Genomic DNA, 26,012 nt, shown 5'->3' on the forward strand with positions numbered 1-26,012 from the left:
TTACAGCGGCATGTTCATCACGTCCTGGTAAGCCTGGACGAGACGGTTACGGACTTCCACGGTGGCGCGGAAGGCGATCTGGGACTGCTGCGAGGCGACCATCACCTTGGCCAGGTCGGCGCCGGGTTCACCCAGTTCGAAGGCCTTGGCCAGTGCGCCGGATTTCTGTTGCGCATCGTTGACGCCGGCAATGGCGCCGCGCAGGGTTTCGGTGAAGCTGGCAGGCTGGACCTGCCGCGCATCCAGCACCGTGCCCGGCAGGGCATTGCTACGCGGCGCTTCGGCCAGCGGGTTGAGCGCGGGCTGTCCCACCTGGGTCTGGTAGGAGCGGATCTGGGAAAGGATCGAAGTGACGGAGTGGGACATCTGCAACGGTTCCAGAAACAGGGATGGGGGTGTCTGCTGGAGCTAGTGCAAGTGCCGTGCCGAAATCGCTGATCGGTTCAGTGACGTGAGGGTTGGGGGGTGTTGGCAGGGCTGCGCCCTGCACCTGCCGAATCGACGTCAACGTCAACGTCAACGTCAACGTCAACGTCAACGTCAAAAGCCTGCATTCCGTGGGGGGACGGGGTGGGTCCGGTTGCGGGGGACGCCGTAAACCCATCCATGGGGGCTTGGCCGCGGCATCCATGCCGCGGACACCCCCGCAACCGGACCCACCCCGCCTTCGACAGTTGGCCGCGATCTGTCGGAACGACAAGGGGTCGGATCCCGTTGCGACGCAACGGGCTCTGACCCCGATGGCGGCGTCATGGAACCGGCGTCGGTTTTTTGGCCTATGGCTGCAGGGTCCAGCGTCCGGAATTCTGGCGCTGGTGTGGTGCGATGGGGCCGTCGTGCTGGGTGTAGATGAAGCGACCCTGCTGGTCCGTCAGGCAGGTCAGCAGCAGGGTGTAGCGGGAGGGTCCGGCGGGGTGGGCTTCGATCATTTCGATCTCGGCGATGTGCGGAGCCAAGCGCTGGTAGCGGTAGCTGCCGCCGATGCGGATGTCGGTGCCGAGGATGTCCAGCGCGTACTGGTGGCTGGCAAAGCTGACCTGCACCATGCGCCCGGCGTTCGGATTGTCCGGCTGGTACAGCGGATCGCTGAGATTGGTGAACTGGCGCTGGTCGAGCTGGTTGGGCAGGACGCAGCTGGATGCCGCGGCCAGGGCCGGGCAGAGCAGGGCGGCAAGCAGAGTAAGACGATGCATGGCGGAACCTCCTTGGGATGTTCCTGCCATGCTGCGCACTGCGGCGGCGTTGTCTTTAGGAAAACGTGCAAAAGCAGCGAGATGTTCTTTGTACCCTCACCGTCATCCACGCATGGCGTGGATCTACTGAGCAATCCGGCTGCTGCTGCAGAACCGTCGGATGCGTGGGTGCTCAAGTTGCCAGGTCAGACACCCAGGGGAGACGATGCGCCGCAATCTGTCAGAGGTGGGGCGGTGTGGGCTTGCAGGACCGTTGGCGCCATGGATGGCGCCATCGAGCCCCCAAGGATGGGTTTACGGCGTGTCCTGCAAGCCCACACCGTCCACCAACCCGAACAGCTTATCCGCCGCTGTTGCTTCTGCGGGTGCCGGGCGGCAGCCCGGCAACAACATCCCCCACAAACACCAACGCCTGGGCAAGCCCAAGCGTTCGTGCCCCCTTCATGCTGGCAATGCGGGTCAGCTGGCCAGTTCGGCCGGCTCGCGTTCGATGCCGTACTTGCGCAGCTTTTCCACCAGGGTGGTGCGGCGCAGGCCAAGCAGCTGGGCGGCGTGGGCGACCACGCCCTGGGTGCGTTCCAGTGCTTCGTTGATCAGGCCCAGTTCGATGTTGGCCATGTGGTTGCGCAGGTCCAGGCCGTCGTCCGGCAGCGCGGCCGGTGCTGCGGCGCGATTGACCGCGATGCCGTGTTCGAGCGACGGCTGGTTGCCGCTGCCCGGGGTGTGGAACGAGAAGCTGCGCAGGTCCAGGCGCTCTTCGCTGGCGACCACTGGCGGCGCGGCGGCAACCGCCACGGCGGCCAGTGCGGCATCGCCGCGATAGCGTGCTGGCAGGTCCTGCACGCGCACCGAGCCACCCGGGTGCAGTACCGCCAAGCGTTCGACCAGGTTGGTCAGCTCGCGCACGTTGCCCGGCCATTCGTAACCGGCCAGTGCCTGCAGGGCTTCCGGGGTGAAGCGCACTTCGCCGCGGCCGGTGCGCGCCAGCTGGGTGGCGATGGTTTCCACCAGCGCCGGCAGGTCTTCGCGACGTTCGCGCAGGGCCGGCACGTCGATCGGGAATACGTTAAGGCGGTAGAACAGATCCTCGCGGAACTTGCCATCGGCAATCCGGCTTTCCAGGTCGCGATGGGTCGCGGCGATCACGCGCACGTTGCAGCGGATGGTCTGGTTGCCGCCAACACGCTCGAAGCTGCGCTCCTGCAGCACGCGCAGCAGCTTGACCTGCATCGGCAGGCTCATGTCGCCGATCTCATCGAGCAGCAGGGTGCCGCCCTCGGCCATTTCGAAACGGCCCTTGCGCGCGGTCAGTGCGCCGGTGAAGGCGCCTTTCTCATGGCCGAACAGCTCGCTTTCCAGCAGTTCCGCCGGAATCGCGCCGCAGTTGATCGCCACGAACGGACCATCACGGCGCGGCGAGCGCTGGTGGATGCTGCGCGACACCACTTCCTTGCCGGTGCCAGATTCGCCCAGCACCAGCACGGTGGTGTCGAACGCGGCGACCTGTTCGATCATCGTGCGCAGCGCGCTGACCGCCGGGCCATTGCCGGTCGGGCCCTGCTCCTGCACGGCACCGGCCTGGTGTTCGGCATCCAGGCGCTTGAGGCTGGCACGGCGCAGCAGGGCTTCCATCTGCGCGTGGCGCAGCGGCGCCTCCAGCGGCCAGATGTTGGCTTCGTGCAGGCCATGCTGGTGGGCAAACGTAGCGGCGTCGCCATCGGCCAGCAGCACCGGCGGTGGCAGGCTGCTGCCACCCAGCCAGGCATACAGCGCGGTGCTGGCGGCACTGTCGTCCAGGCTGCCGACGATCACCGCCATCCAGTCGTTCTGGCGCTGGCGCGTCAGGTCGAAATCCGCTGCGTCGGAGACCCAGCGCGGGTTGAAGTCCATGAATTCAAGCAGGGCGACGGTGCGTTCGGCACGCACGGCGTCGTTGTCCAGTACCAGGATGCGCGATTCGCTCACGATCGATCCTCCCTGAGGCCTTCCAGGATCGGCATGACTTCCTGGATGTAGGACAGCTTGCTGACGAAGTTGTCGGCACCGGCGCGCAGCGCGTGCTCGCGATGCTCGACGTCATCGAAGTGGCTGGCAATCACGATGTACGGTGCATCGTCCTGCGACTTGATCAGGCGGGTGGCCTGCAGGCCGCCCATTTCGGGCATTGCCAGGTCCATCAGCACCACCTGCGGGCGCAGGCTTTCCGAGCGCTCGATCGCTTCCAGGCCGTTGCCGGCGCTGCCGACGATCTGCAGCCAGTCGATCTTGCGGAAGTGGCGCATCGCCGCGTTGATGAAGCCCTCGTGGTCATCGACCAGCAGAACTGTGAGCTTGTTCATGTCCAACATCCTTTTCAGCCCACCCGGGCCAGCTGCGGTTGCCTGGCGTTGACCCGGCGCCGTTCGCGGGCCGGGGCGATGTCCAGTTGTTCGCGGTATTTTGCGACGGTTCGACGGGCAATGTTCACCCCCTGGCGGGACAGCAGGCCAGCGATGGCCTCGTCAGCCAGCGGGCGGCCGGCAGGTTCGGCGTCGATCAGGCGGCGGACCATGGCCTTGACCGCCTGGCCGGACACGCTGGCGCCTTCCAGGCGCACCGCGAAGAAGTGCTTGAGTTCGAAGGTGCCGCGCGGGGTCTGCAGGTACTTGCCGGTGGTGATGCGCGAAACGGTGGATTCGTGCATGCCGATTTCCTCGGCCACTTCCTTCAGGGTCAGCGGTGCCATGGCTTCCTCGCCACGTACCAGGAAGGCAGCTTGGCGCTCGACGATCACCCGCGCGGTGCGCAGCAGGGTGTCGTAGCGCATCGACAGGCCGCGGCTGAACCAGCGCGCCTCCTGCAGCATCTCGCGCAGTGCCGGGGCTGCTTCGCCGCTGTCGGCCAGGGCTTGTTCGTACTGGCTGTTGATCGACACCCGGCGGCTGGTGGCCGGGTTCAGCGCCACCTTCCATTGTTCGTCGGCGTGCCAGGCGACCACGTCCGGCACCACCACTGCATTGCGCTCGGGCAGCAGGCTGTCGCCTGGACGCGGCTGCAGCGACAGGATCAGGCGAACGGCTTCGCGCACGTCCTCGATCTCGGCATCGTGCTGGCGGGCGAGGGCGGGGTAGTCATGGGCGGCCAACGCATCGAGCGCGCCCTCAAGAATGCGCGCGGCCAGATGTCGGGCTGGCACCACGCCGTGCAGGCTGCACAACTGGGCCAGCAGCGATTCGCGCAGGTCCTGCGCGGCCATGCCGGCCGGCTCGCCCTGCAGCAGGTGCTGACGGATGGTTTCAACGCCGTTGCCATCAATGTCGAACTGCGCGCTGGCCAGCAGTTGCAGCTGTGCCAGCGGCGCCTGCAGGTAACCGGCATCGTCGCAGTGTTCCAGCCAGAAGGCGGCCACCGCCAGTTCGCGCTCGTCCAGGTCCAGCGCCAGGCGCTGCAGCACGCGCAGCTGCGGGTCGCTCGATTCGCCAGCGGCAATGCGCGCCATGCGGTCGTCGTCGCCGTCCTGCCAGTTGGCGCCGGACACATCCCACATCGAGGATTCGGGCAGTTCGTCGAAAGCGGCCGTATCGACCGTGGTGCTGGCGGCATCGGTGGCTTCAGCCGCGGGCGCTTCGGCATCTTCGATTTCCAGCAGCGGATTGGAATCCAGCAAGCGCTGGATTTCCTGCTCCAGGTGCAGGCCGTCGAGCTGCAGCAGCCGGATCGACTGCAGCAACTGCGGGGTGAGGTGAAGCTGTTGGCCCAGCTGGGTCGAAAGTGAAGCCTTCATTGCAGTTCCCCGGCGCCGCTCCCCGACGCCTTGTGGAACACATCTTGCTTTTGATCCGGCAAGGGCGGAATCGGGGGGTTCCTGAGGGGATTGGGGGTGTTCCCGACAGCGTGTAAGGAAATTCCCCACATCGGCGCGGGAATTTGACGATCCCGCTCGCTAAATCGTTGATTCGTGGTCGGTCGCCGTAATGGCTGCTCGCGCCGGTTGTACGGAATTCCGTCGGGATGCGTGTGGGTGACGGTATTTCGTCGCGCGTCCTGTGGGCAGCACCACGGCGTTACCCGTGGCGCGCGTACGTCATTCCAGCTCGTGCTGGTGGCGTGCAGCCAGCAGCAGCAGATCGTTGGCACGACGGCAGCCCAGTGATTCCATCATGCGCGCGCGATGGGTTTCCACCGTCTTGACGCTGATGCCAAGGTCGGCGGCGATTTCCTTGTTGCTCTCGCCCTTGCCGATGCGGCGAAGGATTTCGCGCTGGCGCGGCGACAGTGCGGCAATACCGGTTGGCTTTTCGCGCCCGAGCATTGGCGCCAGCATCTTGGCGGAGATCTGCGGGCTCAGGAACACCTGGCCGGCATGCGCCGCACGCAGCGCCAGCTCCAGTTCCTGCGGCGCGGCATCCTTCACCACGAAACCGACGGCACCCCGATCGAGGGCATCGCGCACATGGGCGGCGTCGTCGTGCATGGTCATCATCACGATGCGCGTACCGGGTGCACGCAGGCGGATGTCGCTCAGTGCTTCCAGGCCGGTACGGCCGGGCAGCGACAGGTCCATCAACACCACGTCCGGGGCGTGCAGCAGGGCCATCTGCAGTGCCTGTTCGGCATTGCTGGCCTCGGCGACGAGCTGCACGTCGGCAAACCCCTGCAGCAGCCGCGCCAGGCCGGCGCGAACAAGGGTGTGATCGTCGACGATGAGAACTCGCACAGGCACGCTGGAGGTTGGGGAGGGGGAACCACCTTAACTTAGCTGAACGGGCTCGCCAAGGGCCGTCCGTCCGCCTGCAGGGTGGCAGATTTCAGCGTGCCCGGCGTGCCTCGGCCACCTGGCGCCGATGCAGCCGGAACAGATGCCGTTCCATCGCCATTTCCAGGCCATCGCCAAGGCGATGGAAGCGCAGCCACAGATAGTGGCCACCGCCGCCATCGGCAGCCTCAGCGATGACTTCCACCGGCAGGTCGATATGGTCGGGCAGCCAGTCGCTGGGCTGCAGGCGGACCACGCCGGCCTGGCCGGGCAGGCTGCCACTGCGCGGGCCCAGCTGCAGGCGGATGCCGCGGCGCGACCAGCGTACCGGGCGCAACGTCGGTTCCTGGCCTTGCTGGCGGATCAGGCGGCCGAGCAGGACCATGGTCAGGTCCACCTTGGCTTCCAGGCGCTGCAGCTGCAGGCTGGCTTCACTGCGTTCTTCGTGTTCGTCGACGCGACTGTCTTCGACCAGCGCCAGGCTGCGCAGCAGGCCTTCGGCACTGCTGGTCCGGCCCACTGCACTGCCGGCCTGGAACTCCGCGGGCAGGGCCAGTTCGCAGCTGAGTGTTTCGTCGAACAGCTCGCTTTCGGCCGGATGATGCAGGGACGTGGTCGGCAGGACGGTCATGCCAGTGATTCTGCCTGCAGGTAGGCATGCGCGGCGCGAAGGGAGCGGCGCCCATCCTGCATCTGCACCGATACCGCATCGCGGCGCTGGCGCAGCAGGCCAAGCAGGCTCTGCTGGCGTTCCAGCAGCGCGGACAACGGTGCGTGGTCGGCGCTGCCCAGCGGTTGGCTCAGCAGTGCATGCAGGGTGCTGTCATGGCCATCGAGCAGGCTGTCGGCCTGTTCGAACGCCTCTTCGTCGAGGGCCTTCTCGAAGGCATCCAGCTGCGCATTGAGTTCAAGCAGGCTCATGGCGCTACCGCCGCGGGACGGCGCTGTTCGTGCGGAATGGCATTCCAGGCACCGTCGATCTCGCCCAGCAGCTGCAGCGATTCGTCCAGTGCAGCGCGGTCGTTGTGCAGGTTGGCCTCGGTCAGGCGCTGCAGCAGGTAGTCATACAGCGCCGACAGGTTGCCGGCGATCTCGCCGCCGGCTTCATGGTCCAGCGAGCCGTTGAGGTGGGCGACGATGGCGCATGCTTCGCCGATCGCCTTGCCCTTGCCGGCCTGGTCACCCTGCTCGAGGGTGGCCTGTGCACGGCGCACGCGCTCCAGTGCGCCGGACAGCAGCAGCGCCACCAGTTTGTGCGGATCGGCATCGGCGACCGCACTGGTCACACCCACCTGGCGGTATTGCTCGGCGTACTGACGGCTGGAACCGTACATTCGTGATTCTCCCTTGCGCGGGGTGCCGGGGTGCGGTCGAAGGGACCGTTGACGCCGGCACTGCGATGATTGCTGTTGCGTCCGTTATCGGTGCGTACGGCGCCAAACTTGAGCGCCGTGCGTGTTTCCTCAGCGGTTCAACTGGGCCAGCTGCTGCGACAGCGCGCTGCTGCTCTGGCTGAGCTTGCCCATCAGGCTGTCCAGCGCCAGGAACTGCTTCTTGTAGCGTGCTTCCACACCGGTCATGCGCACATCCAGCGCCTTGCGACGCTTGTCGATGTCGGTCAGCGTGTTGTTCAGGCTCTTGGTGCGCGCCACGAAGGCGCCTTCCTTGCCAACCGTTGTGTTGACATAGCCATCGACCATGGTGAACAGCTCGCCGGCGCCGCCTTTGTCGCCGGTGATCGCCTGGCGGATCTTTTCCGGCTGGCTGCCCAGCGCGGCAGCGAACTTGGTGGAGTCCAGTACCAGGCTGCCATCGGCGTTGGGGAACCCTCGGGTCTGCAGACCCAGGGTCTTGGGGTCAAGGCCGTCTGCCGACAGGTTCTTCAGCACGGCGCTCATCACCGAGCGCAGCTGGCTGGCCGCACCGCGCATCTGCGCGTCACCGGTCAGCGAGGAGGCTTCCTTGGTTTTGAGGTCGTACTTGGTTTCGGTGTTGATCGCCGCCAGTGCCGCGTTGTAGGCGGTGACGAACTCCTGCATCACCTTGGTCGCCGCGGTCGTGTCGGTGCTGATGACGACCGTGCTCTTGCCCTGTTCCTTCAGGTTCAGGGTCAGGCCCGGCACGGCATCGGCCACGGTGTTGCTGGCGCTGGTTACCTCCACGCCATCGATGGTCAGCAGGGCGTCTTTTGCAGGCGTGTTTTCCTTCAGGCTGCCAACCAGGGCGCCAAGCTTCGGATCGCTACCGCCGTACTCCAGCTTGATCGCACTCGCCGCACCGGTCTTTTCCTGGGCGATGGACAGGTACTGGTTGTCGCCGGAGCTGATCAGGGTTGCCTGCACGCCCTCCTTGCGGCCAGCGGCGTCGATCTTGTTGCGGACGGTGGTGAGGGTGTCGCCTTCCTCCACCTGGATGTTCATGGTCTTGGCCTTGTCGCCCACGCCAACGGTCAGCGTCAAGGTTCCGGCACCGAAGGTATCGGTCTTGGGTACCGACGTGTCAGCGATCAGCTTGTGCGCCGACGCCAGGTTCTTCACCTCGACGAGATGTGTGCCGTTGGACGCGGCGGCCTTGCTGGTGCCTACGTCGTACAGCGCCACAGACGCTGTCAGCACGTCATTGGCGTTGTTGGGGCCGGCCTTGCCGGTGGCGCTGACGGTGCGGGTGTCGAAGGCGGTGGTGGCCTTCAGCGCGGTCAGCGCGGTCTTCAGCTTGTCGAAGGCCGAGGTGACCGTGCCGATCGACGACAGCTGCATCTTGGTCTTGGACTGCTGCAGGTTCAGCGCATTGTCGGCCGGCTTGCGGTCAGCCGCGACCAGCTGGTTGACGATGCTGGAGATGTCCAGCCCTGAGCCAATGCCACCGTATCCAAAGTCTGCCACGTCGTTTCTCCTGGTATACGGGCCTGGCCGTCGTGCGGTGGCCCGTCGTCAACGAAAATAGCGGCCTGCGCCGCTGGGTCTTGAGGACTTCGTTGATGCATGCGCCGTGCCACTGGCCGCGGGGGCAGTTCTGGCACGCCGGTTGCAGGAGGTCTGGGGCAGGGTGCGGGTGGGTTCACCGCAGGCTGCCGGGGGTCTGCAAAAAACCCTCCCCCAATGCAGGGGAGGGATCAGGCTACTGACAATCGGGGGGAGACGAAGCCGCCCGGTACGTACAGTCAAATGCACAACGCTGAAAGAGAGGTCCGCAGGGGCGGGCGATGCCAAGCCGGTTCGGGAAGCTTCCCGGGCCGGGCATGGCCCGCACCTGTGTACGCCGTGGCTGTCGGGTTGCCGCTACCGTCGGTTCAAGCCGACGGTAGCGGCGCCTTCTTGCCGTGGATCAGCGCAGCAGGCTGAGCACGCCCTGCGGCACCTGGTTGGCCTGGGCCAGCATGGCCGTACCGGCCTGCTGCAGGATCTGGGTGCGGGTCAGCTCAGCGGTTTCCTTGGCGAAATCGGTGTCCTTGATGCGGCTGCGCGAAGCCGACAGGTTCTCCGAAGAGGTCTGCAGGTTGGCAACCACCGAGGTGAAGCGGTTCTGGATCGCACCGAGGTCGGCGCGGGTGCTGTTGATCGCACCCAGGGCCTTGTCGACCACTTCCATTGCCTGCTGTGCACCCTTCACGGTGGACACGTCGATCTTGTCAGCAAAGCTCTTGGCCGCTGCCGTGGTGCTGGCAGCGATGTCGGCCGGGCCGGCGGCGCCGGTCCAGGTGCCGGTTTCCACGGCGATGCCGAGGAAGGCGCCGTTCTTGTCGACGCTGTCCTTGACCGAGCTCAGGTTGATCTTGCCGCCACCAGCGGTGTCGATCTCGGCCAGCACGCCGGTCTCGCCGATCTTGGCGTTGATGGCAGCGACCATGGCCTTGGTGGCCGCGTCCTGGGTCTTGGTGCCGTCGGCACCGCCCTGGGCAGCGACATCGATGCCATCGATGGCCACCGCAGCGCCGGAGGCGTTGGTGATGGTCATGCCGGCAACCTTCACGCCGGTCGCACCGTCAGCCGGAGCGGCCACGGTGAAGGTCACGGCATCGAACTGCGCGCCGCCCAGGGCATTGGCCTTGGCATCGATGGTCTTGTCGATGGCGATGGCCTGGCCCGCATTGGCGCCGACCTGGAAGAGCTGGCTGGAGAACGAACCGTCCAGCAGCTTGGTGCCGTTGAAGTCCGACTGCTTGGCCACGCGGTCGATTTCGCTGACCAGCTGGGTCACTTCCGACTGCAGCGCCTTGCGGTCGCTGGCGGAGTTGGTGGCATTGGAGGCCTGCACCGACAGCTCGCGGACGCGCTGCAGGTTGTTGCCGATTTCAGTCAGCGAACCTTCGGCGACCTGGGCCAGCGAAATGCCGTCGTTGGCATTGCGGATGGCCACGTCGGTACCGCGGATCTGCGTGCCGAAACGCTCGGAGATGGCCAGACCGGCCGCATCGTCCTTGGCGCTGTTGATGCGCGAACCGGACGACAGGCGCTGGATGGTGGTGGCCAGCGAGCTGCCGCTGGTGCTCAGGTTGCGCTGAGCATTCAGGGACATCGTATTGGTGTTGATGACTTGTGCCATGGTGCTTTTCCTTTGGCGAAGGTGGAACGTGTTTCAGAAACCGGGCGCGGCCTCAGCCGGCACCCGGTGATGGATCAGAGAGCAGATCAGCGCAGCAGGCTGAGCACGCCCTGCGGCACCTGGTTGGCCTGGGCCAGCATGGCCGTACCGGCCTGCTGCAGGATCTGGGTGCGGGTCAGCTCGGCGGTTTCCTTGGCGAAATCGGTGTCCTTGATGCGGCTGCGCGAAGCCGACAGGTTCTCCGAAGAGGTCTGCAGGTTGGCAACCACCGAGGTGAAGCGGTTCTGGATCGCACCGAGGTCGGCGCGGGTGCTGTTGATCGCACCCAGGGCCTTGTCGACCACTTCCATTGCCTGCTGTGCACCCTTCACGGTGGACACGTCGATCTTGTCGGCGAACTTCTTGGCCGGTACTGCCGGGCCGGTCACGTCGTCGGTGTAGGTCGCGCCGGTAGCGGCGACGGTGAAGCCCTTGTAGGCACCGTCCTTGTCGACGCTGTCCTTGACCGAGCTCAGGGTGACGCCGGTGCCAGCGGCATCGACTTCAGCCAGCACGCCGGTTTCACCGATCTTGGCGTTGATGTGCGAGGCCAGTGCGGTGGCAGCGGCGGTGCCGGTAGCAGCGACGCTGCCAGCACTCTTGACGGTCAGGTCAGCGAAGTCGACCTTGGCGCCCTTGCTGTCGGTGATGCTCAGGCCGGTCAAGGCGATGTCGGCGGTGGCGCTGCCGGCGGGGGCGATGGCAACCTTGCCGCTGGCGAACTGCGCGCCGCCCAGGGCATTGGCCTTGGCATCGATGGTCTTGTCGATGGCGATGGCCTGGCCCGCATTGGCGCCGACCTGGAACAGCTGGCTGGAGAACGAACCGTCCAGCAGCTTGGTGCCGTTGAAGTCCGACTGCTTGGCCACGCGGTCGATTTCGCTGACCAGCTGGGTCACTTCCGACTGCAGCGCCTTGCGGTCGCTGGCGGAGTTGGTGGCGTTGGAGGCCTGCACCGACAGCTCGCGGACGCGCTGCAGGTTGTTGCCGATTTCAGTCAGCGAACCTTCGGCGACCTGGGCCAGCGAAATGCCGTCGTTGGCATTGCGGATGGCCACGTCGGTACCGCGGATCTGCGTGCCGAAACGCTCGGAGATGGCCAGACCGGCCGCATCGTCCTTGGCACTGTTGATGCGCGAACCGGAGGACAGGCGCTGGATGGTGGTGGCCAGCGAGCTGCCGCTGGTGCTCAGGTTACGCTGAGCATTCAACGACATCGTGTTGGTGTTGATTACTTGTGCCATGAGGAGAGGTCCTTGAGCGGTTGCACGTGAGTTGGGTTAGACGCCCCCGACGTGCCCCGGGGGCGGCTCATGTCAGCGCTGCAACAGGCTGAGCACGTTCTGCGGTACCTGGTTGGCCTGGGCCAGCATGGCCGTACCGGCCTGCTGCAGGATCTGGGTGCGGGTCAGCTCGGCGGTTTCCTTGGCGAAGTCGGTATCGCGGATGCGGCTGCGCGATGCAGACAGGTTCTCCGAGGAGGTCTGCAGGTTGGCGACCACCGAGGTGAAGCGGTTCTGGATGGCGCCGAGGTCGGCGCGCACGCTGTTGACCGACTCCAGCGCCTTGTCGACGATCGACAGGGCCTTCTGGGCGCCAACGGCGGTGGTGACATCAAGATCCTTGACGAAGCTGCTGGTGACGCCGGTGAGGGTGCCGCCGTTGGTGCCGTTCTGGGTCAGGCCGATGTTGGCCAGGTCGGTGACGACCGCGCCGGGGACGGTGGAGACCGGGCCGGCGGCTGCCAGTGCGAAGGTCTGGCCATCCTTGACCGAGGCCAGGCTGATGACTCCGGCGTTGACCGAAGCGACCACGCCGGTTTCGCCCAGCTTGTTGTTGATCGCAGCCGCGGTGGCGGCGCTGATCGACTCACCGGACTTCACCGAGATGTCGCCGATGTTGATCGAGGTTGCCGTGCCGCCCGGCGGGGTCACCACCACCTGCAGCTGCGAGAAGGTGGTATCGGCGGTGGCCTTGTCGGCCGCCAGCGCGGTGCCGGTGTAGCCGTTGGCGAAGCTGGCAGCGCCCAGCGAGTCCGCCTTGGCGTTGACCACACTGTTGATGGCAATGGCCTGGCCGGCGTTGGCGCCCACCTGGAACAGCTGGCTGGTGAAGCTGCCGTCCAGCAGCTTGGTGCCGTTGAAGTCGGCCTGCTTGGCCACGCGGTCCACTTCCGAGACCAGCTGGGTCACTTCGGCCTGCAGCGCCTTGCGGTCGCTGGAGGAGTTGGTGGCATTGGAGGACTGCACGGCCAGCTCGCGGATGCGCTGCAGGTTGTTGCCGACTTCGCTCAGCGAACCCTCGGCGACCTGGGACAGCGAGATACCGTCGTTGGCGTTGCGGATGGCCACGTCCAGGCCGCGGATCTGGGTGCTGAAGCGCTCCGAGATCGCCAGGCCGGCGGCGTCGTCCTTCGCGCTGTTGATGCGCAGACCGGACGACAGACGCTGGATGGTGGTGGCCAGCGAGTTGCCGCTCGTGCTCAGGTTGCGCTGAGCGTTGAGTGACATCGTATTGGTGTTGATTACCTGTGCCATGGGGTCGTCTCCTCTTATGTGGAACCCGTTGGTGAAAGAAACGAAGCGCCGCCTGTTTTTTTGTTTGGCTGTGTGCTTCGTCGTTGCCAAATGAATAACGGCGCTTTGTCAACAACCTTTAGCCGGGAATTCCGTTGACACCGTAATTCGTGCGGGAAGGCTGTTTTCGCCGGGTTTTCCGATCGCCCGGGAAAGGCGGCCGGGCAGGGCCCGGCTGGCGTTGGAAGGGGTATCGGCGGTCGGCGGCCAAGCTGAACGATGGTCTGTTCCGCCCGGCATGGCCCGGCGCTGCCCGATGCCGCGTCGCCCGGGTGGACGCGTCGTGCCGGGCGGGCATGCCGGTAGCACCGGGCCATGCCCGGCGAGTGCGGCGGCAGCCGCAAACGAAAAAGGCCGCGATGCTTGGCATCGCGGCCTTCGGGTCTAGCGCTGGCGCGTGGAATCAGCGGATCTTGTTGAACAGCGACATCGACTGCATCTGTGAGAACAGCGTCTGCGCCGCCTGCAGCGCCGTGCTTTCCAGCTGGTACTGGCTCATTGCATCGGCGTAGTCCACATCGCGCATCTGCGACAGCGTGGTCTTCAGGGTTACGCCGTTGGCTTCGCGCATGTCGGCGGCATTGTCCAGCGCCTTCAACTGCGCGCCACCCGCGGCGCGCGAATCGATCATCCGCTCGGCGGCGCGTGCCACATCACGCAGGCTGCTCTGCAATGCGTTCTGCTGCACGGCCAGCTTTGCCGGCGAACCGGTGTCGGCTTCCAGCGTTCCGATCAGCGCATCCAGGGTGCCGAAGATATCGCGGCTGCTGGACGGAGTGACCGCAAAGCTGTCGCCGGCAGCAGGCTTGCCATCGATGTGCATGCGCACGCCATTGACGACGATGTCGTCGCCGGTTTTCATGTTGCCGGTGCCGACTACCGTGCCGCCGGCATCCAGTACTTCGTACTGGTCGGCGGCGGTGAAGCGCACGCTGAAGGACTGGCCGTTCCAGGTGCTGGAGCCATCGCGGGTGACATTGGTCAGCACGCCGGTGCCGGTATTGCCGGCGACCGGGCCACCATCAACGAAGCCATCGCCGGTGGGGATGCGCAGGAAGATCTCGCTGCCGGGCAAAGCGTCCTGCACGTAGGTGTCAGGGCCGATTTCAACCTTGCGCTGGGTCTGGTCGCCGCTGTAGACGATCTTGCCGCCCACCTGCGAGAACGGTGGGTCGCCATCGTTGGTGCCGCCAAACAGGTAGCGGCCGGTGCCGTCGCTGCTGTTGGCCAGCGACAACAGGTTGTCACGGATCGCCTTGACTTCAGTGACAAGCGACTGCTTGTCGGCCGGTGCCAGCGCTGGATTGTTGGCGTAGATGGTCAGCTCGTTGATCCGCCCCATCATGTCGCCCACCTGGGCCAAGGTGTTTTCCTGCACGCCCAGACGGTTCTGCACGTTGCCGGCGTTGAGCTTCATGCGGTCCAGCGCGGCCAGGCTGCGGTCCAGGCCGACGGCGGCGCCGGCCGAGACCGGATCGTCCTTGGCGCTGAGGATCTTGCTGCCGGTGGCGATCTGTTGTTCCAGGTGGCTCAGCTTGGCCTGCTTGGACATCATCAGCGCAACGGACTGGCTGTACATCATGCTGGTGGAGATACGGCTGCTCATCGGCGCACGGCTCCCAGGATTGTCTGGAACATGCTGTCGGCGGTGGAAATCAGCTGCGAGGCGGCCTGGTAGGCCTGCTGCAGGCGCAGCATGTCGGCCGCTTCTTCATCCAGGTTGACGCCGGACACTTCGTCGCGGGCACTCTGTGCCTGGTTGGTGATGACCTGCTGCGCGTCCAGCGAGTACTCGGCCGAACGTGCGGCGGCGCCCACCTGCGTGGTCAAGCCGCCCAGCGCGCCGTTGAGGGTGACGGTACCGGCGTTGAACGCCTTTGCATCTTCCACCTTGGACAGCTTGGTGGCGTTGCTGTTGTCCGACGAGCCGGCCGGGGTCGGGGTGATGTTGAAGGTATCGCCGTTCTTCGGCACGCCATCCAGCACGAAGCTCCAGCCGTTGGCGCTGATGGTCTGGCCGGGGGTATAGGTCTGCGGCGGGCCGCCATCAACGGTGAAGGTGGTGGCCGAGGTGAACACGATCGCCGCCGGATTGCGCAGGTTGGCGTTGGCCGCGTTGGTCACGGTAACGCCGCTCATCTTGCCGGTGCCGGTGTTGGTCAGCGCGGCCGCGCCCTTGATTGCAGCGGCAGCGGCGATGCGCGAGGGATCGGTGATCGCCATTTCCAGGCTGCCGGCAACGCCTGCGGTCGGCTGCAGCAGGAAGCGGTCATTGGCTGCAGGCGCACCGCCGACCACCAGCTTCACGCCGTTGATCAGCAGCGGGTCGGCAGCGGTACCGGTGCCGGTCATCGGCACGGTGGCGCCAGTGTCGGCGCGGCTGGCGGCCCAGTTGGTGCCGTCGAACTTGAGCACGATGTTCTGTGCATCCAGCTTGCCGAGGTCACCAAAGCTGGCGCTGATCGAGCCGGTGCCGGTATTGCTGCTGTTGCCGGTCACGCGCGGGGTACCGATGTTGAAGAAGTCACCGCCCATCTGCCCGTACAGGTCCACGCCCTGGCGGTGGGTGCTGTTGAAGCTCTCGGCCAGGCCGATGGCCAGCTTGCCCAGTTCGGCCTGGGCGGGGGTCAGCACGGTATCGCGGAATTCCAGCATGCCGCCGATCTGACCGCCTACCGACTTCGGGTCCAGATTGATCGTGCCACCCTGGGTCTGCAGCGCCAGCTGCAGGCGCTCGGGCTGGTAGGGGTCGGCCACCGTGGTGACCTTGGACGCGGTGGTTCCAACCACCAGCGCCTGGCCGCCGGCGGTGTAGACGTTCATGATGCCGCCGTCCTGGACCACCGCCGTGCCACCGGTGTAGCCGATCAACTGCGAGATCAACTGGTCGCGACGATCCAGCAGGTCCGGTGCGGCATTGGCGATATTGGTGCCGATGGCACCGTTGATCTGCGCGATTTCCGCGGCAAGGCGGTTGACCTCGGTGGCGCCGGCCTGCAGGCCGTTGTTGACCTCGCCATTGAGGTTGTTCAGCTGCGTGTTGAGCTGGCCGAAACGGGTAACCAGCGCCTTGGCGCCATCCAGCAGATTCTGCCGGTCGGCGGTGCCGGCGGCATTGGACGACAGGCCGCTGACCGAATCGAAGAAGTTAGACCACACGCCGGCCACATTGGTGGCGGAGTCGGAGAACAGCGCATTGACACGGTCGGCCATGCCCGAAAGCTGTTTCAACCGCGCCAGCTCACCGCTGCTGTCGAGCAGGCGCGAGATCGCCAGCTGGTCGGCGGCGCGGCGGATGTCGACGATGCGGGTGCCGTTGCCAACGTCGCCGTAGCCGTAGTTCTGCGGCGTGGCAGTGGCGAAGTCGACCTTCTGCCGGCTGTAACCGGGCGTGTTGAGGTTGGCCACGTTGTGGCTGGTGGTGGCCAACGCACGCTGGAAGGCGAGCAGGGCACTGGTACCGGTGGAAAGTACGCTGGACATGGGGTTCCTCAACGACGAGTGATACCCAGCGCCGCGGTTGCGGTGCTGGCGAAGGTCTGACCGATGCGTGAGCCGGCGTCGGCCACGGCGGCCACGGCGCGCTCGATGGTCGGGCCGCCGGCGATCGCGGCGATCTTGGCCGCGTAGCGCGGGTCGGTGGCATAGCCGGCGCGTTGCAGGCCGCGCGCGAAGCCCTGCACATCGGTGCCGGCCTGCAGCGCCTGCTGGTAGCGCGGGCTGGTCTTCAGCAGGCGCACGTAGTCGGCAAAGCTCTCCGCAGGCGAGGTGTAGGCGCGGAAGCTGGCGGTCTCGTTGCGGCGCACGCCATCGACATATTCATGGGTGCCGGCAGTGGCGCTCTGGCCCTTCCAGCCGGTGGCCTTGATGCCGAACAGGTTGTGCGAGGTGCTGCCGTCGGCATGCTTGATCTGGCGCTTGCCCCAGCCGGTTTCCAGCGCTGCCTGGGCAACCAGGGCGCGGGCGTCCACGCCCAGTTCCTGGGCCGCGCTCTGCGCGTGCTGCCAGATGCTGGCGACGAAGCCTTCAGGTGTATGCGCGCCCAACTGGGCGACGGCGGTGCGGGTGGCCAGCGCATCGGCCGGGGTGCCGCTGCTGCCGCGGTTGCTGGCGGTCGGCGCCCACTGGTCGCTGGCAGCGGCCCAATCGGCACCACCGATGGCGCCGGCATAGGGATCGTCGGTGCCCAGCGAACGGTGCATGCCGCTGCTTTCCCGGCCCGCAATCAGGTCCAGCGCCTGCTCCATCGGTGCGACCGAAGACTGCGCGCCATCCTGCACACCGGCCGCCATCTGCTGCAGCATGCGCACGGCCTGGCCAGCATCCTGCAGCGGCAGCGACGGTGCCGCCGGAGCATTGAGCTGGTAGGCGCGGCTGGCCTTGGCCGGGTCCACCCGGGTATCCAGTGCCGGGCCATCGGCCTGCGCGCCGGACAACTGGCGGGTGATCATGCTCGACAGGCCCAGACCCTTGCCGCGTGTCATCGCCTCGGCGATCTTCTGGTCATACATCTCCCGGAACATCTTGTTTTCGCCCGGGAACAGCGAATCGCCGAAGCTCGCATCACGCATGCTCTTGACCAGCATCTGCGCGAACTGGCCTTCAAGCTGGCGCGCGACCTTGTCGATCTTCGCCGGGTCGTTCTGCTGTGCGGGGCTCAGTTCGAATGCGGGAGTGATGCGCATGTCAGATCACCTCGAGCTCGGCGCTCAGGGCACCGGCCTGCTTCAGTGCTTCCAGGATCGCGATCAGGTCACCCGGCGCCGCGCCAACGGCATTCACCGCATGCACGATCTCGTCCAGGGTGGTGCCGCCATTGAACTTGAACATGCGGCTGCCATCGTTGGTGGCGGTGATGGTCGACTGCGGCGTGGCCACGGTCTGGCCACCGGCAAAGGCGTTGGGCTGGCTGACATTGGTGTTTTCCTGGATGGTCACCGTCAACGAACCATGCGAGATCGCCGCCGGGCCGACCCGCACCTGCTGGCCGATGACCACGGTGCCGGTACGCGAGTTGACCACCACCTTGGCCGGCGCAGCGCCAGGGGTCAGTTCCAGGTTTTCGATGCGGGCCAGCAGTCCGATGCGCGCACCGGCATCGGTCGGCGCACGCACGGCAACCGTGCCGCCGTCCACCGCGCGAGCCGAGCCCTCGCCGAAGGCATTGTTGAGTGCACCCACCATCCGCGAGATGGTGGTGAAGTCGCTGTTGTGCAGGTTCAGGGTGATTTCGCCACTGGCACCGAACACGTCGGGCAGGGCGCGCTCAACGGTCGCACCGTTGGGAATGCGGCCGACGCTGGGCACGTTCACCGAAACGCGCGAACCATCCTTGCCCTGCGCGCCGAAGCCGCCGACGATCAGGTTGCCCTGGGCAATCGCATAGACCTGGCCATCAGCACCGCGCAACGGCGCCATCAGCAGTGAGCCACCGCGCAGCGACACGGCGTTGCCGATCGAGGACACGGTGATGTCGATCGGCTGGCCGGGCTTGGCGAACGGCGGCAGCTCGGCATGGATCGCCACCGCCGCCACGTTCTTCAGCTGTGGGTTGACGTTGGCCGGCACGTTGACGCCCAGTTCGCCCAGCAGGTTCTTCAGGCTCTGCACGGTGAAAGGCGCCTGGCTGGTACGGTCGCCGCTGCCATCCAGGCCGACCACCAGGCCGTAGCCCACCAGCGCATTGCCACGCACGCCACCCACCTGGGCCAGGTCCTTGATGCGCTCGGCGCTGGCCGGGGCTACCACCGCGAAGATCATGAACACGGCGCAGTAGAGCGACGCAGCGCGTCGCTGCCAGAAAGAAGAGAAGAAGAGTTTCATGGCCATACTCAGAACGGCGTCAGGCCGGAGTTGAAGAAGCGGCTCAACCAGCCCATCGCGTTGGACTGCGCGACAGGGCCGCGGCCGCCATAGACGATGCGCGCTTCAGCCACGCGGCTGGAGGGCACGGTGTTGTCCGCGCTGATGTCGCCGGGGCGTACGATGCCCTGTACCTGCACCAGTTCGTCGCCCTGGTTCAGGCGCAGGTTCTTCTGCCCCTGCACCACCAGGTTGCCGTTGGGCAGGCGCTGCACCACGGTTACGGTCACGTTGCCCTGCAGGCGGTTGCTCTGCGCGCTGTTGCCCTTGCCGGTGAAGTCGCGTGCGCCCTTGGCGGTTGCACTCAGGATGTCCTTGCCGCCCAAGGTGACTGGTGCACCGAGAATCGACGGCGTGCCGAGGCTCAGGTTCGATTCCTTGTTGGTGGCGGTGTTTGCACTGGTCTGCGCCGTGGTGTTTTCCAGCAGGGTGATGGTCAGCAGGTCGCCGACATCGCGCGCACGACGGTCCGAATACAGCTGCAGGGTCGGGCCGGCGGCGTAGATCGCGCCTGCGGTCGGTTCGGCCTGCGGCGGCATGATCGGCTGCAACGGCGCCATCGTCGGATAGGGGCGCACGTCGCCAGCGATCACGCAGCCACCGAGCAGGGCAGCCACGGCGCAGGCGAGGGCAGTACGGGCGAAGGAAGAAAGGGGCGACATGGCAGGTTCCCGGTGAGGGCGGTCAGAGCTTGTTGCTGAGGTAGCCGAGCATCGAGTCGGTGGTCGAGATCGCCTTGGCGTTCATTTCGTAGGCGCGCTGGGTTTCGATCATCGACACCAGCTCTTCCACCACGTTGACGTTGCTGCCTTCCAGCGCACCCTGCACCACGGTGCCAAGGCCATTAAGGCCAGGGTTGCCGTTCTGTGCCGGGCCGGAAGCCGTGGTCTCCAGGAACAGGTTTTCGCCGCGTGCCTGCAGGCCCGCCGGATTGACGAAATCGGTCAGGGTCAGCGCACCGACTTCCACCGATGCCGCACCGTCGGCCATCTTCACGCTGATGGTGCCGTCGGTACCGATGGTCACCGACTGCGCGCCTTCGGGAATCTGGATGCCCGGCTGCACCGGGTAGCCGCTGTTGGTGACCAGCTCGCTGTCCTGGTTGATCTTGAACGAGCCATCGCGGGTGTAAGCCGAACTGCCGTCGGGCATCTGCACTTCGAAGAAGCCGCGGCCGTTGACCATCACGTCAAGCGCGCGGCCGGTCTGCTGCTGGCTGCCCTGCTCGAAGTTCTTGGCGGTGGCCACCACGCGCACGCCGGTGCCGATCTGCAGGCCGGTGGGCAGCTGGGTCTGTGCCGAAGACGAACCGCCGGGCTGGCGCACCTGCTGGTACAACAGGTCCTCGAAGCTGGCGCGGTCCTGCTTGAAGCCGGTGGTGTTGGTGTTGGCGAGGTTGTTGGAAACCACCGACATGCGCATCTGCTGCGCATCCAGTCCGGTTTTCGCGATCCACAATGCCTGGTTCATCTTCGGAGTCCTGTCTGGGTGAAGCCGGCCGCGCGATGCGGCCCATGGGGTAGGCAGTGCAAGCGGCGTGCCAGCACCGGCGCAGGCCGGTGCCGGAATTCCGTCAGCTGCCCAGGCGCAACAGGCTGTTGGCGCTGCGCGCGTTGTCATCGCCGTGCTTGATCACCTGCACCTGCATTTCGTACTGGCGCTGCAGCTGGATCATCTGCACCAGCGCGCCGGCGGCATCGACGTTGCTGCCTTCCAGCTGGCCGCTGTGCACCGCCGTGCCCTGCGCCTGGGCGAACGGCTGCAGCGGATCGGTATTGCGGAACAGGCCATCCAGGCCGCGTTCGAGGCGTTCATCCGGCGCCTGCACCACCTTGATCCGGCCGATCATCGCCATCGTCTGCGGGCCTTCGCCCTGCGGGATGATCGAGATCGTGCCGTCGTTGCCGATCTCCATCGCCTGGTAGGGCGGGATCGCGATCGGGTTGTTGTTGTCGTCCAGCACCGGACGGCCAGTGGAGGTCACCAGCTGACCGTTCGGGGTCACCGACAGCGCGGCACCACGGGTGTAGGCCTCGCTGCCATCACCGGACTGCACGGCAAGCCAGGTGCCGGTCTGCAACGACAGATCCAGCGGCTTGCCGGTGATGTGCTGCGCGCCGGCGGTGCGGTTGAAACCGGCGTCGACGTGCAGCGCATCCACCCGCGAGGCAAAGCCCGGGCCGCGGATCGGGAAGGCTTCGGTGTTGGCCAGCGCTTCCTTGAAGCCGGGGGTATCCGAGTTGGCGAGGTTGTGGCTGAGCGTTCCCTGCGCCTGCAGGGAGGCGCGGGCACCGGTCATCGCCACGTAAAGGGCTTTATCCATGCGGGGAGTTCCGTGACAGGGTCAGCAGGTCATCAACGGATGTTGATGACGGTCTGGGTGATCTGGTCCTGGGTCGTGATCATCTGCGCGTTGGCCTGGAAGTTGCGCTGCGCGGTGATCATGTTGACCAGCTGTTCGGTCAGGTCGACGGTGGAGGATTCCAGCGAACCGGCCTGGATCTTGCCGAGGTTGGAGGTGTCGGCGGCGCCGGTGCGCGGCGTGCCCGAATCGAAGGTCTCCACCCACAGGTTGTTGCCCTTCTGTTCCAGGCCCTGCGGATTGTTGAAGCTGGTCAGTGCCACCTGGCCCAGCGGCTTGTCGTCGCCGTTGGAATAGCGGGCGAACACCACGCCGGTTTCCGAAACGGTGATCTCGTTGAGCTTGCCGGCTGCGTAGCCATCCTGCTGGGTGTTGCGCAGGGCGAACTTTTCGCCGTACTGGGTCGAGCCGCTCACATCCAGCGTCATGTTCAGCACGCCAGCGCCGGTGGTCGGGGTGAAGGTGCCCAGGCTGATCCTGCCGTTGGCCGGAGCGGTCAGCTTGCCAGCGTTGTCGAAGGTCAGCGGGGTCGGTGTGCCGGCCGGCTGGCCATCGACGTAGTTGTGCACCGTCCAGGCGTTGGTGGCCGCTTCCTTCACGAAGTAGGACACCTGGGTGTGGCTGACGCCCAACGAGTCATAGACGGTGATGCCGCCGCTGGAGTGGCTGTAGCTGTTGGAATTGGTGGGGTCGAAGGTGGTCACCGTCGGCTGCTTGGCATTGCCCGGCAGGGTGAAACCAACCTTGACTTCGCTGGTCTGCTTGGGCGGGCTGTCGGTGGTCAGCAGCTGCAGGTCGACCAGGCGGCCGGCGTCGAAGTTGGTGCCGTCGGCGTTCGGTGCGAACACCTGCAGGCGTGCACCCTGCGGGTTGACCACGTAGCCGGCGGCGTCGGTCTGGAAGTTGCCGGCGCGCGAGTACACGCGTGCGCCGTTCATGTTCATGGTGAAGAATCCTTCACCGGAAATGGCCATGTCCAGGCTGCGGCCGGTCTGCTCGTTGTTGCCCTGGATGAACTGCTGGGCCACGTTGGAAACACGCACGCCCGAGCCGATCGCGTTCTTGGACAGGCCGTAGCTGGTGGCGGCGAACAGGTCGGCGAATTCCGCACGCGACTGCTTGAAGCCGGTGGTGTTGACGTTGGCCACGTTGTTGGCGGTGACGCTCAGGTCTGAGTTGGCAGCGTTGATGCCGGACAGGGAAATGTTGAAGCCCATGGGATGCTCCTGTTGGATGCGGTGGGTGCGGCTCAGCTGACGCGGAGCACGTAGTCGAGAGGGGCCGTGCCCAGGCCCTTGAGATTCAGGTACAGACCGTCGGAACCGACGGTCACGCTTTCCACCGGTGCCTGCACGAAGGTGGACAGCTTGGTGCTCTTGCCGGTGGTGTCGACGTGGTTGGCGACGATGTTGTACTTGCCCGGCTCCATGCGCTTGCCGTTGGCATCCTTGCCATCCCACTTGAACGCGGTCTCGCCGGCAGCCTTGGCTTCAACGCTGATCGAGGTGACCTTGGCGCCGTTGGCGTCGGTGACGTCCACGGTGACGATGCCGGCGGCCGGTGCGGCAACGGTGCCTTCCACCGAACCTTCCTTTTCCAGCACCAGCTTTTCCGACGGCACCAGCACCTGGTGGCCGACCAGGGCCGCACCACGCAGCACCTGGTCGCTGGCCATCGACTCCTGGAAGCCCTTCACCGACTTGTTCAGATCGGTGATGCCCTGCACGGTCGACATCTGCGCCATCTGCGAGACCATCTGCGTGTTGTCCATCGGCTTCAGTGGATCCTGGTGCTGCAGCTGTTCGGTCATCAGGCGCAGGAAGTCGGCCTGGTCCAACGTGTTCTTCTTCTTGGTGGCGTTGCTGTTGGGGGCGTTCAGGCCGAGTGCGGCGTAGACGTCCTGGTTGCTCTGGTTGTTGACGGCAGTGGTCATGGCGGTGTCCGGTGCAGCGGGCCTTAGCGGCCCATGGTCAGGGTGGCCAGGGCCAGTTCCTTGGCGGTGGTCAACATCTCCACGCCGGCCTGGTAATTGCGCGAGGTCGAGATCAGGTTGACCATCTGCGCAACCGGATCGACGTCGGGCTGGTAGATGTAGCCGTCGCCGTCGGCCAGCGGATGGCCAGGCTCATAGCGCTTGATCGGCGCCGCGTTGCTCTGGGTGATCTCCTTGACCTGCACCGAGGTGATGTTCGGGTCGGTCTTGCTGGTGACCGCCTGGAAGATCGGTTCCAGCGGCTTGTACACCGCGTCGGCGGAGCCGGCGATGCTGTCAGCGTTGGACAGGTTGGAGGCGATGGTGCTCATGCGCACCGACTGCGCCTGCAGCGCGGAGCCGGCGATATCGAAGATCGGCAGGTTGCTCATGGCTTATTGCCCCGTGATCGCGGTGAGCATGGAACGCACCTTGCTTTCGACGAAGCTCAGCGAGGCGCGGTATTCCAGGGCGGCGCGGCCGTAGGCGGCGCGTTCGGCATCGGGGTCGACGGTGTTGCCGTCGATGCTGGGCTGTACGCCCTCGCGGGCCACCTGGAACGGATTGAGGCCACTACTGATTTCGTAGTGCTGCTCGTTGGTGGTGGTCATCAGGCCGTTGGCATCCAGCCCCTGGGCATGACGCAGGGCCGAATCGAAGTCCAGGTCCTGGGCCTTGTAGCCGGGGGTGTCGGCATTGCCGAGATTGCTGGCGATCAGCTTCATGCGCTGTTCGCGCAACGGCATTGCCTGGGCATGGACGCCCAGGTAGTCGGTAATCAGGTTGCGCACGGTGCACTCCCACGGGAACATTGCCCGGGAAGCTGCAAGCGGTGTGCCAAACCTGAGGGGGTAGTGCCGGCCGCTGGCCGGCTCCCCGTTGTGTCCGCGGTTGCCGGCCAGCGGCCGGCACTACCGTGTCGGGGCGGCGGCCTTACGCCGCCATCGCCACCTTGCGCAGGCGGTCCAGCACGAAGTCGGCCAGCTCATGCGGCGAATACTTGGCGACGAAGGCGTTGGCACCCACGCGCTCGACCATCGCATTGTTGAATACGCCCGACAGCGAGGTATGCAGCAGCACGTACAGCCCGGACAGGCCAGCGTGGCGCCGGATTTCCGTCGTCAGCGTGTAGCCATCCATCGCCGGCATCTCGATGTCCGAGATCACCATGGCGTAGCGGTCGGCCGGGTTTTCACCCGAGGCATGGATCTGCAGCAGGTGGTCCAACGCCTGCTTGCCGTCCGAGAGCAGGGTTGCGCCCACCCCCAGCTGGTCCAGCACGCTGCGGATCTGCTGGCGGGCCACCCGCGAATCATCCACCACCAGCACCTGCAGCTGCGGGGCATCGGCGGGCATCGCCATGGCCGGGTCGAGCACCGCTTCGCCGCGGACCTGGGCGATGTCGGCCAGCACGCTTTCCACGTCGATCACCTGGATCAGCTCGCCCTGGAAGCGGGTCACCGCGGTCAGGTAGCTCGACTCAGCACCCAGTTCCGGCGGCGGGTGGATGTCTTCCACCGCGATGTTGACGATGCGTTCCACGCCGCTGACCAGGAAGCCCTGGATCGAACGGTTGAACTCGGTCACCACCAGGTAGCCGGGCGCGGTGTCCGCATCCGGCTCGCGCTCGGGGTGGCCGATGGCCAGGCCCAGGTCCAGCACCGGCACCGAGCGCCCGCGTACGTCGGCCACACCGGCAAACTGGCCGGGCAGGCCGGGTACCTGGAACAGCTCCGGGCGGCGCAGCACTTCCTGCACCTTGAAGACGTTGACGCCAAAAAGCTGACGTCCGCCGAGGCGGAACAGCAGCAGCGCCAGGCGATTGTGGCCGGCCAGTCGGGTTCGCTGGTCGATCCGGTTGAGCAGGTCATGGGACATGGCTGCTGTATCGGCGCGGGCAGGGCGGAACTTGAGGGCCTGTGTGCAGGGGCGGGCCCGGGGGATTTCCGTCCTCTGCCTGTGGCACGCAGCTTGCACGCGTCTGGGCCAGGTCTTACCGACAGGAGGCGCCATGCGCCGCATTGCTTCTTTCCTTGCCATTGCACTGGCCGTGGCCGCGCCGTGGGCGACCGCTGCCGATTGGCAGCCGGTGGCCAGCATCCGCGCTGCAGCGTTGTCGACCCTTGCGGCCGGTACCGAAGGTGAGGCAGTCGTCGCCGATGCGCTGCGACTTCCAAAATGTGGCGGCGCATTGCAGGTGCAGCCCACCGCCAACACCACGGTGGAGGTGAGCTGCCCGGATGCCGGCGGCTGGCGCCTGTTCGTGCCGGTGAAGGTGCGCCGCAACCAGACCGTACTGGTGCTGACCCGTGGCATTGGCACTGGAGAATCCATTGCCGCCGCCGATATCAGTACTGCCCAGCGTGACGCGGCACGGATTGCCGGCGCAGTGCTGGCCGATCCTGCCGCAGCGATCGGCCGCATCGCCCGTCGGCCGTTGCCGGCGGGAACCCTGCTGTCGAGCAACGATCTGGTCGCACAGCGTCTCATCAAGCGAGGAGACAGTGTGGCGCTGGTATCGCGGCGTGGTTCGGTCGAGGTCCGCATCGCCGGGCGCGCACTGGGCGATGCCGGCCAGAACGAGCGCGTATCAGTAGAAAACCTGTCCTCGCGCCGTATCGTGCAGGGCACGGTGGACGCGGCCGGTGACGTAATCGTGGCGCGTTGAAATAATGCAGAATTCCCCTAAAGATCACGGCCCTGTGGCCGTTATCCCTTGTGTACGGCAACT

Annotated in this window: 26 protein-coding genes; 1 reads left to right on the top strand and 25 read right to left on the bottom strand. The window is 65.9% G+C overall.

Annotated features, from left to right (window positions below; genetic code table 11):
• The 25 genes from fliE to ACQ5SA_RS01260 form a co-directional block, all read right to left on the bottom strand.
• The gene (fliE, locus tag ACQ5SA_RS01140) at positions 1–366 is read right to left on the bottom strand and encodes a flagellar hook-basal body complex protein FliE (RefSeq protein WP_499312125.1); all 366 of its coding nucleotides are present in this window, start codon (positions 364–366) and stop codon (positions 1–3) included.
• Between the two features lie 410 nt (positions 367–776).
• Entirely contained in the window at positions 777–1,193 is a 417-nt protein-coding gene (locus ACQ5SA_RS01145) for a hypothetical protein (RefSeq protein ID WP_353100041.1), read from the bottom strand.
• 459 nt (positions 1,194–1,652) lie between these two features.
• The gene (locus ACQ5SA_RS01150) at positions 1,653–3,158 is read right to left on the bottom strand and encodes a sigma-54 dependent transcriptional regulator (protein ID WP_499312127.1); all 1,506 of its coding nucleotides are present in this window, start codon (positions 3,156–3,158) and stop codon (positions 1,653–1,655) included.
• On the bottom strand, positions 3,155–3,532 hold the full coding sequence (locus tag ACQ5SA_RS01155) for a response regulator (RefSeq protein WP_049460600.1): 378 nt from the start codon (positions 3,530–3,532) through the stop codon (positions 3,155–3,157). Before ACQ5SA_RS01155 ends, ACQ5SA_RS01150 begins: the two co-directional genes overlap by 4 nt.
• 14 nt (positions 3,533–3,546) lie before the next feature.
• Positions 3,547–4,956 (bottom strand): RNA polymerase factor sigma-54, encoded by a 1,410-nt coding sequence (gene rpoN / locus ACQ5SA_RS01160; RefSeq protein WP_499312129.1) that lies wholly within the window; start codon positions 4,954–4,956, stop codon positions 3,547–3,549.
• A gap of 300 nt (positions 4,957–5,256) precedes the next feature.
• On the bottom strand, positions 5,257–5,889 hold the full coding sequence (locus tag ACQ5SA_RS01165; RefSeq protein WP_089241023.1) for a response regulator: 633 nt from the start codon (positions 5,887–5,889) through the stop codon (positions 5,257–5,259).
• A gap of 91 nt (positions 5,890–5,980) precedes the next feature.
• On the bottom strand, positions 5,981–6,559 hold the full coding sequence (locus ACQ5SA_RS01170) for a PilZ domain-containing protein (RefSeq protein WP_353101781.1): 579 nt from the start codon (positions 6,557–6,559) through the stop codon (positions 5,981–5,983).
• Positions 6,556–6,849, bottom strand: coding sequence for a hypothetical protein (locus ACQ5SA_RS01175; protein ID WP_025879004.1), 294 nt, complete (start codon positions 6,847–6,849; stop codon positions 6,556–6,558). Before ACQ5SA_RS01175 ends, ACQ5SA_RS01170 begins: the two co-directional genes overlap by 4 nt.
• Positions 6,846–7,262 carry a flagellar export chaperone FliS gene (fliS, locus tag ACQ5SA_RS01180; RefSeq protein WP_089241027.1) on the bottom strand — a complete coding sequence of 139 codons (417 nt, stop codon included), beginning with the start codon at positions 7,260–7,262 and terminating at the stop codon, positions 6,846–6,848. The genes ACQ5SA_RS01175 and fliS overlap by 4 nt, the downstream gene beginning before the upstream one ends.
• 129 nt (positions 7,263–7,391) lie before the next feature.
• Positions 7,392–8,810, bottom strand: a complete 1,419-nt coding sequence (fliD, locus tag ACQ5SA_RS01185; protein WP_230112127.1) for a flagellar filament capping protein FliD — start codon at positions 8,808–8,810, stop codon at positions 7,392–7,394.
• Between the two features lie 442 nt (positions 8,811–9,252).
• The gene (locus ACQ5SA_RS01190) at positions 9,253–10,470 is read right to left on the bottom strand and encodes a flagellin (RefSeq protein ID WP_499312132.1); all 1,218 of its coding nucleotides are present in this window, start codon (positions 10,468–10,470) and stop codon (positions 9,253–9,255) included.
• An 86-nt stretch (positions 10,471–10,556) separates the two neighbouring features.
• Positions 10,557–11,753, bottom strand: coding sequence for a flagellin (locus ACQ5SA_RS01195; RefSeq protein WP_230112123.1), 1,197 nt, complete (start codon positions 11,751–11,753; stop codon positions 10,557–10,559).
• A 72-nt stretch (positions 11,754–11,825) separates the two neighbouring features.
• A complete protein-coding gene (locus tag ACQ5SA_RS01200; protein WP_353100985.1) occupies positions 11,826–13,046 on the bottom strand; it encodes a flagellin in 1,221 nt (406 codons plus the stop codon).
• A gap of 442 nt (positions 13,047–13,488) precedes the next feature.
• Complete coding sequence (gene flgL, locus ACQ5SA_RS01205; RefSeq protein WP_499312134.1) at positions 13,489–14,691, bottom strand: flagellar hook-associated protein FlgL; 1,203 nt, start codon at positions 14,689–14,691, stop codon at positions 13,489–13,491.
• Positions 14,688–16,568 (bottom strand): flagellar hook-associated protein FlgK, encoded by a 1,881-nt coding sequence (gene flgK, locus ACQ5SA_RS01210; RefSeq protein ID WP_230112119.1) that lies wholly within the window; start codon positions 16,566–16,568, stop codon positions 14,688–14,690. Before flgK ends, flgL begins: the two co-directional genes overlap by 4 nt.
• Before the next feature lie 8 nt (positions 16,569–16,576).
• Positions 16,577–17,770, bottom strand: coding sequence for a flagellar assembly peptidoglycan hydrolase FlgJ (gene flgJ / locus ACQ5SA_RS01215; protein WP_499312136.1), 1,194 nt, complete (start codon positions 17,768–17,770; stop codon positions 16,577–16,579).
• 1 nt (position 17,771) lies between these two features.
• Positions 17,772–18,914 carry a flagellar basal body P-ring protein FlgI gene (locus ACQ5SA_RS01220; protein WP_499312137.1) on the bottom strand — a complete coding sequence of 381 codons (1,143 nt, stop codon included), beginning with the start codon at positions 18,912–18,914 and terminating at the stop codon, positions 17,772–17,774.
• Between the two features lie 2 nt (positions 18,915–18,916).
• The gene (gene flgH / locus ACQ5SA_RS01225; protein WP_025879104.1) at positions 18,917–19,609 is read right to left on the bottom strand and encodes a flagellar basal body L-ring protein FlgH; all 693 of its coding nucleotides are present in this window, start codon (positions 19,607–19,609) and stop codon (positions 18,917–18,919) included.
• A gap of 22 nt (positions 19,610–19,631) precedes the next feature.
• Positions 19,632–20,417 carry a flagellar basal-body rod protein FlgG gene (gene flgG, locus ACQ5SA_RS01230; protein ID WP_025879105.1) on the bottom strand — a complete coding sequence of 262 codons (786 nt, stop codon included), beginning with the start codon at positions 20,415–20,417 and terminating at the stop codon, positions 19,632–19,634.
• A 103-nt stretch (positions 20,418–20,520) separates the two neighbouring features.
• Entirely contained in the window at positions 20,521–21,270 is a 750-nt protein-coding gene (locus ACQ5SA_RS01235; RefSeq protein ID WP_499312139.1) for a flagellar basal body rod protein FlgF, read from the bottom strand.
• A 32-nt stretch (positions 21,271–21,302) separates the two neighbouring features.
• Positions 21,303–22,526, bottom strand: coding sequence for a flagellar hook protein FlgE (gene flgE, locus ACQ5SA_RS01240; RefSeq protein WP_089241047.1), 1,224 nt, complete (start codon positions 22,524–22,526; stop codon positions 21,303–21,305).
• Between the two features lie 32 nt (positions 22,527–22,558).
• Complete coding sequence (locus tag ACQ5SA_RS01245) at positions 22,559–23,242, bottom strand: flagellar hook assembly protein FlgD (protein ID WP_089241049.1); 684 nt, start codon at positions 23,240–23,242, stop codon at positions 22,559–22,561.
• A 23-nt stretch (positions 23,243–23,265) separates the two neighbouring features.
• The gene (flgC, locus tag ACQ5SA_RS01250) at positions 23,266–23,673 is read right to left on the bottom strand and encodes a flagellar basal body rod protein FlgC (protein WP_025879109.1); all 408 of its coding nucleotides are present in this window, start codon (positions 23,671–23,673) and stop codon (positions 23,266–23,268) included.
• 3 nt (positions 23,674–23,676) lie between these two features.
• On the bottom strand, positions 23,677–24,072 hold the full coding sequence (gene flgB, locus ACQ5SA_RS01255) for a flagellar basal body rod protein FlgB (protein WP_089241053.1): 396 nt from the start codon (positions 24,070–24,072) through the stop codon (positions 23,677–23,679).
• A gap of 142 nt (positions 24,073–24,214) precedes the next feature.
• On the bottom strand, positions 24,215–25,159 hold the full coding sequence (locus ACQ5SA_RS01260; protein WP_089241055.1) for a chemotaxis protein: 945 nt from the start codon (positions 25,157–25,159) through the stop codon (positions 24,215–24,217).
• Between the two features lie 133 nt (positions 25,160–25,292).
• Between ACQ5SA_RS01260 and flgA the strand changes: the two genes are divergently transcribed.
• The gene (flgA, locus tag ACQ5SA_RS01265; protein ID WP_099818409.1) at positions 25,293–25,949 is read left to right on the top strand and encodes a flagellar basal body P-ring formation chaperone FlgA; all 657 of its coding nucleotides are present in this window, start codon (positions 25,293–25,295) and stop codon (positions 25,947–25,949) included.
• Positions 25,950–26,012 lie beyond the last annotated feature (63 nt).

Source organism: Stenotrophomonas indicatrix (assembly GCF_050573115.1).
Lineage (GTDB): Bacteria > Pseudomonadota > Gammaproteobacteria > Xanthomonadales > Xanthomonadaceae > Stenotrophomonas > Stenotrophomonas lactitubi_A.